We start from the raw sequence: 16,663 nt of genomic DNA, 5'->3' as shown, positions 1-16,663 counted from the left end.
AATCACCATTCTAAATCAACAACCCTTTTTGGAATTTCATTAATGACAATACTTTCTATCTGCCCATTTTTAATTCTGATAACTTTATCTGCCGCTTCTGCAAGTATTGAATTGTGAGTTACGATTACAACAGTGGTATTTTTGTTATTGCTCATATCCTGAAGTAAATTTAAAATTAGCACACCTGTTTTTGAGTCAAGCGCTCCTGTCGGTTCATCACATAAAAGCATGGTAGGATTTTTAGCTACAGCTCTAGCTATTGATACTCTTTGCTGTTCTCCACCGGACAATTGTGATGGAAACTGATTTTCATGGCCTTTAAGTCCGACTGAATCTAAAACTTCCACACCATCAATGTCGACATCAACAATATCCTTCATAAGCTCAATATTTTCCAGTGCTGTTAAATTTGGAATCAAATTGTAAAACTGAAATATGAAACCTACATTTTTCGCCCTGTATTCAGTTAACTGATTGTCGTTGAAATTTTCAACATGCTGATTGTTTACAATGATTTGACCTGAAGTAACAGAATCAAGACCTCCCAGGAGGTTTAAAAGTGTTGATTTGCCCGCTCCGGACGGTCCAAGAATTACAACAAATTCCCCTTCATCAATTGTAAAGTTAACATCATCCATAGCCTTTAAAATGTGATTTCCGGATTTGTATTCTTTTACCACATTTTTAAATTCAATAATTGTGCTCATCATCATATATATTTTAATTAAATTATACTTAAATCTTATTTTTAGATAATTAAAATAGGGACAAAATATTTTTTTAACAATAAATATATGCATTACATTGAACATATTTTGCATCTTAGAAACATCACAAAATACATATTTATATATCGTTCACCAAGTTAGATTATCGATTGAAAATAATATGAAGTTTAAATTTAGAATTTCAATCAAATCGGATAAATAAGATTATTAATAATGTTAAAGACAAAAATGGTGATAATATGAAAATGAATTCAAAAGATAAGACAAAACAACATTTTAACAACACCGCACAAAACTATAACGAATCACATGATGGAAAATTTGTTGCCCCAATGTATGATATTATAATAGACGAAATTCAAAAATCAGAAAGTGGAAAAGTTTTAGATGTCGGATGCGGAAACGGAAATCTGTTCATGATGCTTCCAGATGAAAAATATGAACTGCACGGCATTGATTTTTCAGAAAATATGATTATAGAAGCAAAACACTACTGCAAAACAAAAGCATCATTTACAGTTGCAGATGCTGAAAAGTTACCATTTGAAGACAATACATTCGATATTGTTGTTTGCAATGCTTCATTTCACCACTACATTCATCCAGACACCGTTTTAATGGAAATGCAACGTGTCTTAAAAGATGGAGGGAAGCTACTGATTGGAGATCCATACGTACCAAGTCTTGTAAGACCATTTATTAATGTATTAACAAAGTTTTCAGAAAACGGAGATTATCATTTCTATGGATTGGAAGAAATGAAAAAATTATTTAGAAAAAATGGATTAACACCAGTTTCTGCCCTTAAAACTGATGAACACACAGCTTTTCATATAGCCGAAAAAATTTAGAAAAAAAGTAAAATAAAAAAAGAGAAATAAAGAATTATTTCTTAATGGATTTTATTGCGCTTTGTGCACCTTGTTTAACAAAACCGCTTTCATCATCAAGCAATTTTTCAAGTGCTGGAATAGCTTTTTCATCACCGATGTTTCCAAGTGCCCATGCCGCTGCACCCCTTACTCTCCAATCTTCATCATCCAAGATTTCAATTAAAGGATCAACAGCAGGTTCACCCATACGGCTTAAAGCAGTGGAAGCTTCCCTTCTTACTAATTTATTGTTATCTTTTAAAGTTGAAACTAAAGCAGGTATTGCCTTTGGATCACCGATTGCACCAAGTAAAGTTGCTGCATGCAATCTGATATTTTTCTTTCTGTTAGATAATGCTTCAATTAATGAATCTAAAGATTCTTCTTTCCTTAATTCTAACTCTCCAACAGCATCCTCAACAACAAAGTCATCTTTGTCATTTAATAGTTCAATTAATTCATCGATAGTTCTTTCCATTTTAATCCCTCACAAATTCAATAGGAAAATCTATTATTAAATATGTAGTTACTTATTATTATATCCATTGAGATATAAATATATTTCGATAGTATACGAACAAAATTTAATTCAATTTAAATAGAAAAACATCAATATTATTAATAGTACAAAAAATTGTATTCAGGGAAAAATAATGTATAATATTGCAATTGTAAGTGGAGACGGAATAGGCAAAGAAGTCATGGAATGCTGTGAATATTTGCTCGATAAATTAGACTTAAATTTTAGTTTTGAATATGGTGAAGCCGGTTTTGAATGTTTTGGAAAAAATGGAACAACACTACCTGAAGAAACATTGAAAATAGCCAATAAAAGCGATGCAGTATTATTCGGTGCATCCACATCAACACCCGGCCAGCCAAGCCCGATTATCAATTTAAGAAAAGAACTTAATGTCTATGCAAACATCAGACCAATAAAATCATACAAAGGCGTCAACTGCTTGCGGGACGACATTGACTTTGTAATTGTAAGAGAAAATACAGAAGGCCTCTACTCTCAGGTTGAATACAGTGACGGCGAAAAAATGATTGCTGAGAGAATTATCACCAAAAAAGCTTCCGAGAGAATTGCAAAAGCAGCATTTAACCTATGCATAAAAAGAGGACAAAATAAAGTCACTTGCGTTCACAAAAGCAATGTATTGAAAAAAACAGACGGCATTTTTAAAGAGAGTTTCTACAAGGTAGCCAAAAATTATCCGCAAATCACTACCGAAGACTTTTATGTTGATGCGATGGCAATGTATCTGATTACACAACCTCAAAACTTCAATGTAATTGTTTCAAGCAACTTATTTGGAGACATTCTTTCCGATGAAAGTGCTGGTTTGATAGGAGGCCTTGGTCTTGCACCCTCCGGAAATATCGGCGATCACAATGGATTGTTCGAACCCGTGCACGGTTCAGCACCTGATATTGCTGGGAAAAACATTGCCAATCCCTGTTCCATGATATTATCAGCCTCAATGATGCTTGACTATTTGGGAGAATGGGAAATCTCAAATAATATTAAAAACGCCGTTGAAAAGGTAATAGCAGATTGTAAAATCAGAACTCCAGACCTTGGAGGAGACTCAAGCACCATGGATGTGACAAAAGCTATTGTTAAGGAGTTAATTTAATGTTAAATATTACTACTTTTTTAGATGCAAATTCAAAACGTTTAGACAAAGATGTTTTATATAACCCAACAACAGGAAATAAATATAATTCCTGTGAAATTCTATCAATTGTTTCCCAAATCGGAAGGGATTTAAAAGAATTAGGTGTGAAAAAGGAAGATAGAGTTTTAATATATTTGCCAAACTCAGAAGAATACCTATTTTCACTTTTTGCAATATGGAGAATAGGCGCAATAGCTATTCCAACCAATAGAGTATTTACTGCTTCAGAGCTTGAATACATCGCAAGTGATTCAAAAGCAATATTAATGATTACAGATGATGATGCTCAAAATATAATTGACATTAACACTTACATTCCACAAAATATTATTGAATTTAAAAATTCAGAAATCCTTGAAGCTGAAGCGACAGACTGGGATGATTTATGCCAACTCCAGTATACTTCAGGTACCACAGGCAAACCAAAAGGAGCAATGCTTACCCATGGAAACTATTTTACCGCAATCCACAATGAATGCGATGTTTTAACCTTAAAACAGGACGACGTATTTTTAGGAATTTATCCTATGGCCCATGTTGGCCTATCATGGGCAATATCAGCACTCAGAGCTGCAGCTTATTATATTTTAATAGAACAGTTCAATATGGATGAATATTTAAAGTTATGTGAAAATGAAAAAGTTACAGTTTTAAGTGGAATGCCCCCAGTAATTCATTCACTAACAACAATGGATGCTCGAAAACACCTGAAAACAGTTCGTGAAATCATTTCCGGCGGAGGGCCGCTTCACAAAAAGATATGGAAGGATTTCCATCAGACTTATCAAATACCAATCATTAATGCATATGGATTATCAGAAACTATTGTAATCGGAACAGGAACAGTCATCAGACCTGAAGATTACTGGGAAGCAGACAGATTTGAAAGCGTAGGCCATCCAGTTTGTTTTTCAGAAGTGAAAATTGTAGACGAAGCCGATTCATCAATAAGTTTGGAAAACTACCAGCAAGGAGAAATTGCCCTAAGGGGTCCTGCAATTGCAAAAGGTTATTGGGGAAATGAAGAAAAAACCAAAGCATCATTTTTGGAAGACGGATGGTTTTTAACAGGAGATATTGGATATCTTGATGAGGACAATCGTTTATTTATAACTGACAGGAAAAAAGACATGATTGTGATGAGCGGATGGAAAATATACCCAACAGAAGTTGAAGAAGTCCTAATCAAATATCCTGCAGTTAAAGAAATAGCTATTTTTAGTATTAATGACTGCCACAGAGGCGAAATACCTGTTGCAGCAGTTGTTTGGGAAAATGAGGATGACGAAGAAGGATTAATCAGCTATGCTCGTGAAAATTTATCCAGATATAAAGTTCCTAAAAAGATATTTGCACTTGACGAACTTCCAAGAGTAAATGGATGGAAATTACTTAGAAGAGAACTTAGAAAAATGTTCAAATAACCATATTCCTCCCCAATTAACATTAACGACAAGCACATATTTACAGAAAACTAATTTTTAAAAGATAGTGATATATCTGCAGATACTCAAAGTGAATTAATTTTTAATATTGTTAATGTTAATGAGTACCTCAGTTGATTAAAATCATAGTAGTGGAATAACATTAAATTAAATTAACAACTGCATTAAGAATAATGGCTCCAATTGCAAGTATGAATTATAGGTGCAAATGTTACAAAATTAATTCTATTTTGGCAAGTACAATGAAATCTCCATTTTGGAAATGAAAAAAGAGCTATGAGTACATTAAAAGTTCCAACCGGATTGTTTTCAAATATATGAAACACAATCATTAGTTGGAAAAAATATTCATTATTTTAAACGAAATTCTTTAAAATCGTCCAGTGAAGGACTATCCCCCACCAGGAATGGTATATTTGTCATTGATCCCATAAAATATCCCATCCCCCCTTCTTTTTTCACTTACATTTAAGAATGCATTATTGAATATTATGTTTAATAGTTTATAACCGTCCTTGTCAATGAAATCTGTTAGAGCAGTGTTGTTTTCTCTAATATTCAATGCTTCTTTTTCAATGTTAAAGCATGCCGCAAATATTATTTGTGTTGAATTTTCCTCAGCAGATTCGGGAGGATATTTTTCGGTTAAGTCTTTTGATTTTAAATAGTCCTGGAAGCTTTTCCATCCTTTTTTAATCTCTTTTCCTTTGCCTGTTAATTTACCATTTTTTAAAATGTCTTTATAGTTTTCACCATCGAATCCATTTTCATTTTTAATAGCATTAACAAATTCATTAAAGTCTTTTTCAAATTTATTAGCAACAGAAGTGTTATTGGTTTGTTTTGCCATGGCTTTTAAGTTGAATTTTTTATTTTTATTCATGTTTTTAAGTAGGTTGATTGCTAATGTTTCAGAGGTTTTCAATTCTCCTTTATTTGCTATTCTAAAAGTTATTTTTTTCATGACTTCCATGTCTTGTGGAGTTAATTTTTTACCCACCTCATATGAATCGTCCAAATCAATGGCACATTTGATTTGGTCTTTATTAATCAAATCAAGTATTGTGAGTGATAATGCATTCACACCAACACCTTTATTTTTTGAAAATAATATGGATGTCATAGGATATGAATCATCACAAGGTGGATTTTTAATTGTTTCATCAACTTGATTTTTATTGTTTAACCCTAACATTTTACTCAACCCCCATATTTTTATTCATCTTCGCATTTTAAAGATTCTTCATAAGATTCACGAATCTCTTCAGCTAATTCGTCATTGCCTTCAATGATCGGCCCGGTATAATCGCAATCTCTGCAAACACATTGTGACCAATTTTGAGGTATAATCCAGTCAACATTTCTAGATCCGCATCTTGGACAAATTTTATGCATTTTCATTTTTGAGTCTCCCATAATTTTTTATGTTTAAACAGTTACAAATAGTATTTAAAAGATAATATATAAAGTTTTTCGAATGTAAGTACCCACTTACACAGTAAAATAAAAAATTAAATGAAATTAATAAGTTATTTAACTAAAAAATCATTTTAGAAAAATGTTTAATAAAAAAAATATAGATGGAAAATCATCTATTTATTAAAGTTATCTTTTAATTGCCGGAATCAGCAATATGAATAGTGATATAATAGCTAAAAATATAAGATTTCCAGTTTCATACATCTTAGCAGATGCAATTTTTTCAAAATTGTCCTGTGAATCCTCATGTTCGACTACATCCATCTCTTCAGACTCAAAAGTCCTACTATTTTCATTGACAGAATCTGTTGAAATATATGCCTCATTAACCTTTTCGCCAACAGTCAATGCTTTAGTGACAATCAATAATGTTACAATACCATCATCAACTGACAAATCACCAATGTCCCAACTACCAGTTTTCGGATCAAATGTTCCTTTACTTGCAGTATGGCTAACATATTTTAAACCATTAGGCAACTTATCATGAATCTGGGTGTTTTTAGCCACATCAGGACCTAAATTGAGAGCACTTAAAATCCAGGTAACATAATCTCCCACATAAGCCTCCTCTTTATCTGCATCATTATCCAGTACTAAAAAAACATTTTCTGAATTGTTCTGCTGACTACTGCTGGATAAAACTGGTGAAGATTCACTTTCCTGCAGAGTTTCTTTTAAAGCAGATGCGTTTTCTGATTTCAAACTATCTGTCTGATTTTCATCAATTTCCTGAGCGTTGATAACTCCAATTGATAAAATGAAAATAATCAGAACAACAGGAATTAAAATTGAATTACTCCTTATTGTAAAACACCCCCTTTAAATCATAACCTCTGAAATTAATTTTTGATTGTTATCACAGTACTGTTTAGCCCCAATACTCTTGAATAATCAATTTTATCTGCAATTTTATTTAAAACACTGATGTTATCAAATTTGAGATCTTCATTCTCGACTACTGGATTGAAGTCAACTCCAGTGTCTTTAATTGAAATCAAAATATTATCCTCATTATTTTTAACTATAACATCAATTGTATCAACATTTTCATTAGTGTTTATAATATTTACAAGCATTTCTTCAATAGCCAAACTGACCAAAGTTGCAGATTTGTTTCCTGAGAGATAATCCTGAACTTCACGGGACAGATTAACTGCCTCCTTAATATCGCCGTTAATCGTATGCTCAAAGACATTATCGTCTCCGTGTTTGTTAATGAAAAATCCTGCATATTCTCCGTCTGTTTTCTTGTTGAAGTATCTTGAATAGGCAAAAATAAACAATATTGTAATTGCCTCAGCAATTGCAAATGAAATCCAAATTCCATTTCCGCCAATTGCAAATGACAGTACGAATGCCAAACCGATTGGCAATACAAATCCTTCAAGCAGCGAAATAATTGTGGATAACTGATTTTTCTGAATGGCTTGTGCATAGAAAGTATATAAAAATGTAATGGCTGTTCCAACATAACTTACTGCAAATATCCTGATTGCATTCAATACAACAGGAATGTCGGATGGATTTTTAACATTATACAGGAGCAGTAAGGATTGCGGACAAACAATAAATAAAACTGACAAGGCCAAACTTGCAACAACTACAATCTTTAAAGACCGATTAATAATGTAGTTAACGCCTGAAAAATCCTCTTCCTTAAAGTAAACAGATACAATTGGAGACATTGTCTGTGCAGTTCCGATTAAGAATATATACAATATAAATAAACTGTTATAACAAATACCAAAAGCAACAATACCGGATTTTCCAATATACATACCTAAAAGAATGTTAATAATGAACAATTTCAAAGTCAGGTATAATTGGGTGGATGATGATGAAAAACCGGATTTCACGATTTGTTTTAGATAATCAAATAATGCATTCAATTTCATTTTTATAAATCTTAATGTACGTTCTGATTTAAAGAAATAGTATGAGATGATTATTGAACCTACAGCATATCCTGTTGAAGTAGCTAGTGCAGCGCCTGAAAGTCCCATGCCAACAAATTTGATGTAAATAATATCACAGCAGATATTAACAATATTGGCTATTAGTATAGCTCTAAATGGCAATGTTGGAATACCATCTGCTCTTATAAAGTAAGATAAACTCATCATATAACATAAAAAAGGCATTCCAATAATCAATGCAATGAAGTATTGATTGACACTAGAAGTTAAACCAGGTTGTGAGATACACAATAGTTGTGAAATATTATTTGAAAAGAGCAATCCGATAACCGTAATCAATATTCCTATTGATAAAAGAGATGTAATGGCCACCGAAAAGTAACTGTTACTTTTCTCGTCATCGAATTCCGCTTTTGCAACAGAACAGAGTACGCTTCCTCCCAATCCAATCATCCAGTAGATAAGATTAACAAAGGTAATGACTGGAGCCACACTCTGAATAGGAGCCAGATTTCCGGCTCCAATTAGAAAGCTTACAATCAAACCATCTACAAACAGACAGATATTGCCTGCCATTGATGTGAATAAGGTTGGAAGAAAAAATTCCTTAAATTTTATTCTTAACAAATTATAGTTTCTCTCATACATTCTTTTAACCTCTAAACACTAAAGAAATCTAAATCATCCAGGAATTTAACAAAATTGTAAATGTATTCTTCAGATATGAATGGCCATTTGATACCTAAACGGTACAAAGCCTGGACAGTATAAGTATTGTCAACGGGCATCCAAATCTTTTTAACTTTACCGGAACCGATGGATGTGATTAAACCGGATACACCTTCCTGTTTAGATTTATCTGCAAGTGCATCATCTAATGCATTTTGATAATCGTCTTCCTCACTAGGTTCAATATCTAATCCCAATGGTTTTATAATGTCGATTATGTCTCCAAAGCAAATGCTATGGTGGTCGTAAGGATGGAATACAGTACATTCCTTAGGTGTTTTTGATAGGTTTACAATAGCCTTTGCAGTCATATCAATTGGGGAGAACTCCACATTATTCATTAGCATAGAATAAGGCATTTTTCCAATAGTCACAAATGCCTTTAAACGATTGATGAATCCGTTTGATTCAAAGTTAATCTGGAATTCACTGTCTGAGCTTCTGGCCATCAAGTTTCCAACCCTCATGATTTTCACGTCCAAATCATCGTTCACTGCAGCTTCCAATACAGCGCGTTCGGCTAAAAATTTGGAACTGAGGTACTGGTTGTCTACAGCCTGACCTATAAACAGATCGTTCTCGGTAAATTTAACATCGACAGGAGGATAATTGTTTATGCTTTCACCGGCAATACTGTATGTTGAAACCTGCACATATTTTGCATTTTTCATCTTTGCAAATTTAAGTCCATTTATCACTCCTCCAAGGTTAATGTCTTCAATATCGGTTCCTGAAGAAAAGTGTTTCACATTAGCAGCACAGTTAACTACTGCATCAATCTTTTCGGAAACGAGTTTTTCAAAGTCTTCGAAGCTTGTAATATCTCCTTCAATAACATGGAGCCTTTTGCCAAAGAGATCTTCATATTCATTGGAGAAGTAATAGAATAACAGTGATTTTAATCTTTCCTCTCCGCTTAAAACTTTATTTGCCCTAATAAAACAGTAAACCTCACCAGTTTCATTTTCCAGCAATTCTCTCAGGACATGTATTCCTAAAAATCCTGTAGCTCCGGTTAGCAGAACATTGCCTAGACTATCTTGCATTTCACCATTTAGGATTGTTTCAAGATTATTCTTCTTAAGCAAGTCATTAATTTGAGAATAATCATATGACAATTCTGTTTTCTTCTCTAATGTTTCATCAGATAAAATAAACTCTGATAATGCTCTTGGAGTTGGATTTGAAAACACGTCTCCATAATTCAGGTTATAGTTATGGTTTAAGGCTTCCATTGTAATTTTTGTAACAAGCAGGGATGTTCCGCCTATCTCAAAGAAACTGTCAGTGGCACTTACTTCATCAAGCCCTAAAATTTCAGCAAATAAGTTTGCAAAGAATGCTTCAATGTCATTTTCAGGAGCAACATATTCAGTAATTAAAACAGGTTCAGGCAAGTTTCTCAAATCGGTTTTGCCGTTAACGGTTTGAGGCATTTCATCAAGTTCCATATAGACTGTTGGAACCATATAATATACCAGTTTTTCAGCAAGTGATGATTTCAAATCTTCGATATCAATCGAATATCCGTTTTCTTCACGATTTTCATCTTTATAATCATCGTGAACTGTGAAATAAGCACATAAGTGGTCGTTGCCTTTAATTTTTTTAACAACCACTGCAACAGATTTGATTCCAGGATATTTTGAAAGGCCTACTTCAATTTCACCAATTTCTATTCTCAAACCTCTGAGTTTAATCTGGTTGTCCATTCTTCCGAATACATAATAGTCGCCGTCTTCAGTAACTTTAACAAAGTCTCCTGAACGGTAGAATCTGATTCCATTAATTACTTCATAGGCTTCTGCATTTTTCTCAGGACGGTTTAGATATTCCCTTGAAACACCTTTTCCTGCAATATATAGTTCTCCAATGACATTTGGAGGTAATGGATTTGAATCAAAGTCCATAACCCTTTCATGAACATTGAACAGTTCCTTTCCGATATGGATATCTGAACTTTCAAGCAACTGACCATTACAATAGACTGTAGTTTCGGTCGGACCGTACATGTTGAATAGTTTTCCATTTGAATTTTCACTGAGCAGTTCATATAACCTTTGGGAGAACGGTTCTCCTGCATGGATATATACTTTAAATCCGTACATTGTTTCCTGCATTGCTTCAATTTCCAGATACTGGAGCAGACGTGAAGGGGTTGCAATGTAAACATTGGCCCCGCTTCTGTGAATCAAATCCATCATTTCAATCGGATCTTTGTATTCCATATCATTGGCAAATACCATAGGAACTCCATTCAATAGGGAACCCATCAGTTCTTGCTGGAACACATCGAAAGCGACAGTTGTTGTGGATAAAACCTTATAATCTTCTTTTTCAAGATTGTGTACCAATTCATAGGTACAGACATTTCTTGGGTCAGGATATACAAAGTTTGCAATGTTTCCATGCTCGAGGATTACTCCTTTAGGAAGTCCTGTTGAACCTGAAGTGTAGATGAGGTAGGCCATGTTGTTGGCATGCACGTCCGGATTAGGATTTGAAGTGTCTTCATGCTTAAGCAGTTCATTGACATCCAATAGGTTTTCAGAATACCCACTTAAATCAATGCATTTTTTCTCAATTACATCATCCACAATAATGAATTTGGATTCACTGTCAGTCAGGACATGTTCAATTCTTTCAGAAGGATATTCTGAGTCAACCGGAATGAATGCGGCACCGGATTTTAAAATACCGAATATGGATGCAATCACATTACTGTTCCTATTCAATATGAACATTACTCTGTCTTCAGGACCGACACCTTTTTCGATAAGGCTGTGGGCAATCCTATTTGCTTTCTTGTTTAATTCATCATAAGTGAATTCACCGTCAGTGGCATATAGGATAATCCTGTCGGGGTGCATTTCCACCTGATTTTCAAATATCTTATTCAGTCTGTCTTCCGGAATTTCATCATATTCCAAATCATCAACGCCCCAATCATCATTTTCAATGATTGAAATATCCTTCATCAAGGTATTTTCATCGAATGTTTGGAACTTGTTTAAGACAATGCGGATACAATCAAGGAAAGTATCAATTAAAGTATCGGAGTACAATTGATCGTTGTATTCACAGAAAATTCTGTATTGGTTATCTACTTCAACCACATTTAGACTTATTTTAAATTTCAATCCATCATAATCAAGTGATTGTCTTTCAACATTCATTCCACCTATTTCAATATCTTCAATGATTTTTCCATGATATGCATATAATATCTCTGGTGTGATGTCGAATTCATTTGAAATTTCAGTTAATGGATATGAAGAGTAAGCCAATACATTCAGCCATTCTCCATTAACATATTCGAAGTATTCATTAATTGTCAAATCTGAATTTAACTTTAAAGCTAAAGGCAGGGTTTTCACCATCATGGCAAGTGTTTTTTGTTGGTTTGGATTGAACCGGCCATTTGTAATGGTTGCAATCAAGGTGTCTCTTTTATAAACAAATTTGTTTAAAACAAAAGAAGTTGCAGCAAGGAATAAATTATTTTGGCTGATGTTTGATTTTAAACAGAATTCATCAATAGCTTCTTTATCCAAGAAAATATCCTCAACTGCAGCTTTGCCTTGAGATTCATCACCATTGATGTCCTGTGCGATTACTGTCGCATCATCAAATTCTTTGATTTTGTTAGAGAAGAATAGTTCGGATTCTTTGTATAGGCTTGATTGTTCTATTTTGATTTCGTTCAATGAATATTCAAATCCATCAAGTTCTTCAAGTTCATAATCCTTGCCATCGTAGATTTTAGCAATTTCATCAAATAATATGTTAAGTGAAGTTCCGTCAACGATAATATGGTGGAAATCAGCCAGAAGCATTGAATCTCCAACTATTTTGAATCTAAAGAGAGGTCCTTCTTCCAGTTTGAATGGCTGTACAAATTCATCCAAATCAACTTCCCCGACCATTTCAATCATGTCATCGACTTTCAAGCTATCCCTTCTCTGCTGGTAAACTTCTCCGTTTTCCATTACAATTCTTGTCTTTAGATAAGGGTGATTATCAATCGCTTTAATTATTGATGATTTTAGTCTTTCAGCATCGATACCTTCATCGAATTCCATTTTCTTTGGAAGATTGTATGCAGTGTTTTCAGGGTCTTTGATACAGTCAAAGTAAACTCCAAGCTGATTTGAAGTCAATGGATATAATTCTTGGATATCTCCTTTTTCGTCATCGGCAATGTTAATTTCAGAAGCTATCTTTTCAATTGTCTTATAGCTTAAGATTTCTGTAACATTCATTTGAGCATTCAGATTGTTGTAAATTGCTGAAGTCAATTTAATCACGGACAGTGAAGTCAATCCTATGCTGAATAAATCAGTATTTACACCAAACTCATCAATGCCTAAAATTTCAGAAACCATATTGAACAGTTCCTTTTCAATATCAGTTCTTGGTTTTACGAATTCATCAACATCAATTTTAGGATCAGGCAAGTTTTTAAAGTCTGTTTTTCCATTTGGTGTTTTTGGGAATTCTTCAAGTTGTGTGAAATATGATGGAACCATATATTCAGGTAATGAATCGGTCAGGTGTTGTTTTAAATCGTCCATATCAATGGCCGCAGTTGCTGTGAAATAAGCGCATAAATGCTCAATGGAATTGATTTTTTTAACCACGACTTTTGAAAGAGTGATATTTTCATAGTTTGCAAGGGCTCCTTCGATTTCTGACAACTCTATTCTCAAACCTCTGAGTTTGATTTGAGTGTCGTTACGTCCCAATACATATAACTCTCCATCATAGTCTTTTTTACCTAAATCTCCAGTGTTATAGTAGGCAATATTATTTAATTGCATGAATACCTTTTCAGTCTGTTCCGGATTGTTCAAATATCCTCTGGCTATTCCGGCACCACCTACATAGATTTCACCGGATGCATATGGAGGTAACTGATTTCCGTCAATATCCATAACCTTATCCACTACATTCAGCATTTTCCATCCTGCAGTAACTTTAGGAGAATCAATTAGCTTATAATGTGATGCTATTGTTACTTCTGTCGGTCCGTATGAGTTGTAGATGTCTGCTGTAGTATATTTTGACAGCCTGTCAAATAGTACTGGTGGGAATCCTTCACCTCCCACAACAATAACATTGCAGTTGCCGACAACTTCCTGAATCTCTTCTAACTGCAAGTATTCGAGCAGTCTTGTCGGTGTTGAACCAAAACCTTCAGCATCAGTTGTTTTGAATAGTTCAACCAGTTGCAAAGGATCAATGGCCTGTTCATCATTAGCGAACACTACCGGCAGACCATTCAATATTGTACCGAAGATTTCCCTTAAAAATACAATGAATGAAACGGTGGAAATTGAAATGAACTTATTGCACTTATGATTCAACTCATAAATTGGAACATTTTCCTCCACATTGGCAATATAGTTTGAAATTCCCCTATGGGTAATCATCACGCCTTTTGGTTTTCCGGTTGATCCTGAAGTGTAAATTAAGAAACATAAATTGTCAGGAGTCAAATTAACATCAGGATTGGAATCATCATCTTCTTTGAGCAGTTCGTCAACATTGATTCTGTTTGAGCCGTCATATTCAATTTCTGATGAGGTGATGACAAATTTGGAATCACTGTCTTCAAGGATTTGGTTGATTCTGTTTTTCGGGTAATTAGGGTCGATTGGAATGAATGCTGCTCCAGCTTTGATGATACCAAAAACAGCGGCAATCAAATCGCTGTTTCTTCTCATCATAAACATTACTCTGTCTTCAACATCGACTCCTCTTTTGATTAAAGCGTTGGCAATCTTATTTGCTTTTTTGTTTATCTCATCATAAGTCAAATCACCGTCTTCTGCATAGAGAATTGTTTTATCCGGATTTTCAATAGCGATGTTTTCAAATATTCTGTTTATAATTCCTTCGTTTGCAAGTTTAATTTCAAAGTCTTCATCCAATTCCAAAGTCTCACAGATGGAAATATCTTTAAGCAATTCGTCCTCTGATGAGAACTTGTCAAATAAAACATCCATTGCTTTAAGGAATTCATCCATCAGTTCTTTTGAATAGAATGATTCATCATAGCTAATGTTAATCTTACCGCTTTCAAAATTGAATACCAGCTTATAGTCTTTGACATCATACTCATCTTCAAAGAATAATATTTCACTTTCAAAGTCTAATTTTCGATTGTTTAAAAGCGGATAATTCTTATATTCTTCAAATGATTGTTTGAAATCATCCAAAAACTCACGAACAGAAAGGTCGGTGTTAAAGTGATATCCTGCCGCAACACGATTGTATGCAATCAGAATGTCTTTTGAAAATGAAAATTTAACAAGATTAAATAAGAATGTTGCAAGCAATAGCTTTTCTTTTGATAAACGGTATTGATTGGCAAGATTTTTTAATTTATCTATGTCTATTGGTTTTGATATTATTTTATAGTTTACTTCATCACCGCTCACGTCAGGTGAAATGGCGGTTGGATTATCAAACGAGTTGATTAGATTATTGTAGTAATTTTCTGCCTTGAAAAACTCAACTACATTAACATCATAATCCCTGCATTTTTTAGATGAATCTTTACTGACTTGTTTTACCAAACTTTTAAGTCCTGAAGCCATTGCATCTATTTCATTTGAGCTGAAACAGGATTTGTCATATTCTATAAATATTGATTGCAATCCTTTTTCATCCGAATAGTTCTTGTTTATTCTGAAGTGAAGTGGGAATTTGATGTCCTTTTGTAGTGTTAGGAATTTTGAATCATAATCTGTGGAATTTGAAACAATTGAAATCATGGAAATGCAATCAGGATCAATTCCGACATTTCTCAAATCTGTTGTGTACTCACTGAACTGCAGTTTTGCATGAGATAAACCCTCTTTTAAAACGGATTTTGAATATTCAAGCAATTCCTCAAATGTTAAATCCTCATCATATTCAAGTCTTAATGGAATTGTGTTTACAAACATTCCAAGTGCATCATCCTGATTAAAGTATCTTCCGTGAACGGAGGTATTCAGTACAATGTCTTTAAACTGTTCATTGTCTTTTTTGGATTTTGAGAGGTATAAAAAATTAAGTGCCAATGCAGTGACAAAAGGGGAATATCCCAAATCTGGGGCCTTATCCAAAAGGACTTCAAAGTATCCAAGTTGCGAATCATCAAATGAATACCAATCCTGTGAATAATCCTTTAATGTATCAAGCCAATATTTCTTATCATCACTGGCTTCATCGGATTTCAAATAATCCAATTCAGCATTTACATATGTTTCATATGAATAATCTATTGGAACATATTCGGCATTGTTTTTTTGAGCTTCAATGTATTTTTCAATTTCCCTTGGAACGATTGAATAAAGTGAAGTTCCATCAAGCAGTATATGCTGGACAACCCCAATAAGAATGCATGAGGAATCATTTTTTAAAATGGCCCATTTGTATAGTGGGCAATCAAAGGTATCATCAAAGGGGTTTTCCAGATAATCTTTGATAAATTCATCAATGTTATCTGAAACATCGAATGTTTCAACATTCACCTCTCCATCAGTATAATATTGTTTAAAGTCCCCTGACTCATCATGTTTGATTTGCAAATTCAAATAATTCTGGCAAATAAATTCAACAGCCATTTTTACATTTTCAAAATCCTCAAAATCATAATCTTTTCTAAATTTCAGATAAAATGAGTCATTGTGAGGATTATTTATTTCAGAAAACAACAACATTTTCTGAGACGAAGATAAATCAAATAAATTCATTCCAATACCCCTGTTTTTTAATTTTAAAACTAATTATATTTATATTAAACAAAATATTTAA

At 33.6% G+C, this 16,663-nt stretch carries 10 protein-coding genes; 3 read left to right on the top strand and 7 right to left on the bottom strand.

The window, feature by feature from the left end:
- Positions 1-2: 2 nt before the first annotated feature.
- Positions 3-707: an ABC transporter ATP-binding protein gene (locus IJL02_RS00850; protein ID WP_292808125.1), complete on the bottom strand. Its 705-nt coding sequence runs from the start codon at positions 705-707 to the stop codon at positions 3-5.
- A gap of 260 nt (positions 708-967) precedes the next feature.
- On the opposite strand from IJL02_RS00850, the gene IJL02_RS00845 reads away from it, so the two are divergent.
- Positions 968-1,579: a class I SAM-dependent methyltransferase gene (locus IJL02_RS00845; protein WP_292808124.1), complete on the top strand. Its 612-nt coding sequence runs from the start codon at positions 968-970 to the stop codon at positions 1,577-1,579.
- A gap of 34 nt (positions 1,580-1,613) precedes the next feature.
- On the opposite strand, the gene IJL02_RS00840 is transcribed toward IJL02_RS00845, so the two are convergent.
- On the bottom strand, positions 1,614-2,078 hold the full coding sequence (locus IJL02_RS00840) for a HEAT repeat domain-containing protein (protein ID WP_292808123.1): 465 nt from the start codon (positions 2,076-2,078) through the stop codon (positions 1,614-1,616).
- 175 nt (positions 2,079-2,253) lie between these two features.
- Here IJL02_RS00840 and aksF point away from each other — a divergent pair, with 175 nt between their 5' ends.
- Both aksF and IJL02_RS00830 read left to right on the top strand, forming a co-directional pair.
- Positions 2,254-3,243 carry a homoisocitrate dehydrogenase gene (gene aksF, locus IJL02_RS00835; RefSeq protein WP_292808122.1) on the top strand — a complete coding sequence of 330 codons (990 nt, stop codon included), beginning with the start codon at positions 2,254-2,256 and terminating at the stop codon, positions 3,241-3,243.
- The gene (locus tag IJL02_RS00830; RefSeq protein WP_292808121.1) at positions 3,243-4,709 is read left to right on the top strand and encodes a class I adenylate-forming enzyme family protein; all 1,467 of its coding nucleotides are present in this window, start codon (positions 3,243-3,245) and stop codon (positions 4,707-4,709) included. The genes aksF and IJL02_RS00830 overlap by 1 nt, the downstream gene beginning before the upstream one ends.
- A 412-nt stretch (positions 4,710-5,121) precedes the next feature.
- Here IJL02_RS00830 and IJL02_RS00825 read toward each other — a convergent pair whose 3' ends face one another.
- The 5 genes from IJL02_RS00825 to IJL02_RS00805 form a co-directional block, all read right to left on the bottom strand.
- Entirely contained in the window at positions 5,122-5,925 is an 804-nt protein-coding gene (locus tag IJL02_RS00825) for a DUF2207 family protein (protein ID WP_292808120.1), read from the bottom strand.
- A gap of 20 nt (positions 5,926-5,945) precedes the next feature.
- Positions 5,946-6,131 carry a hypothetical protein gene (locus IJL02_RS00820; protein ID WP_292808119.1) on the bottom strand — a complete coding sequence of 62 codons (186 nt, stop codon included), beginning with the start codon at positions 6,129-6,131 and terminating at the stop codon, positions 5,946-5,948.
- A 204-nt stretch (positions 6,132-6,335) separates the two neighbouring features.
- Positions 6,336-6,914 (bottom strand): DUF11 domain-containing protein, encoded by a 579-nt coding sequence (locus IJL02_RS00815; RefSeq protein ID WP_292808118.1) that lies wholly within the window; start codon positions 6,912-6,914, stop codon positions 6,336-6,338.
- A 137-nt stretch (positions 6,915-7,051) separates the two neighbouring features.
- Positions 7,052-8,776, bottom strand: coding sequence for an MATE family efflux transporter (locus IJL02_RS00810; protein WP_292808117.1), 1,725 nt, complete (start codon positions 8,774-8,776; stop codon positions 7,052-7,054).
- A gap of 11 nt (positions 8,777-8,787) precedes the next feature.
- Positions 8,788-16,602, bottom strand: coding sequence for a non-ribosomal peptide synthetase (locus IJL02_RS00805; protein WP_292808116.1), 7,815 nt, complete (start codon positions 16,600-16,602; stop codon positions 8,788-8,790).
- Positions 16,603-16,663: the final 61 nt, after the last annotated feature.

This window comes from Methanobrevibacter sp., assembly GCF_017427765.1.
Lineage (GTDB): Archaea > Methanobacteriota > Methanobacteria > Methanobacteriales > Methanobacteriaceae > Methanocatella.
This window is presented reverse-complemented; position numbering and strand designations above follow the sequence as displayed.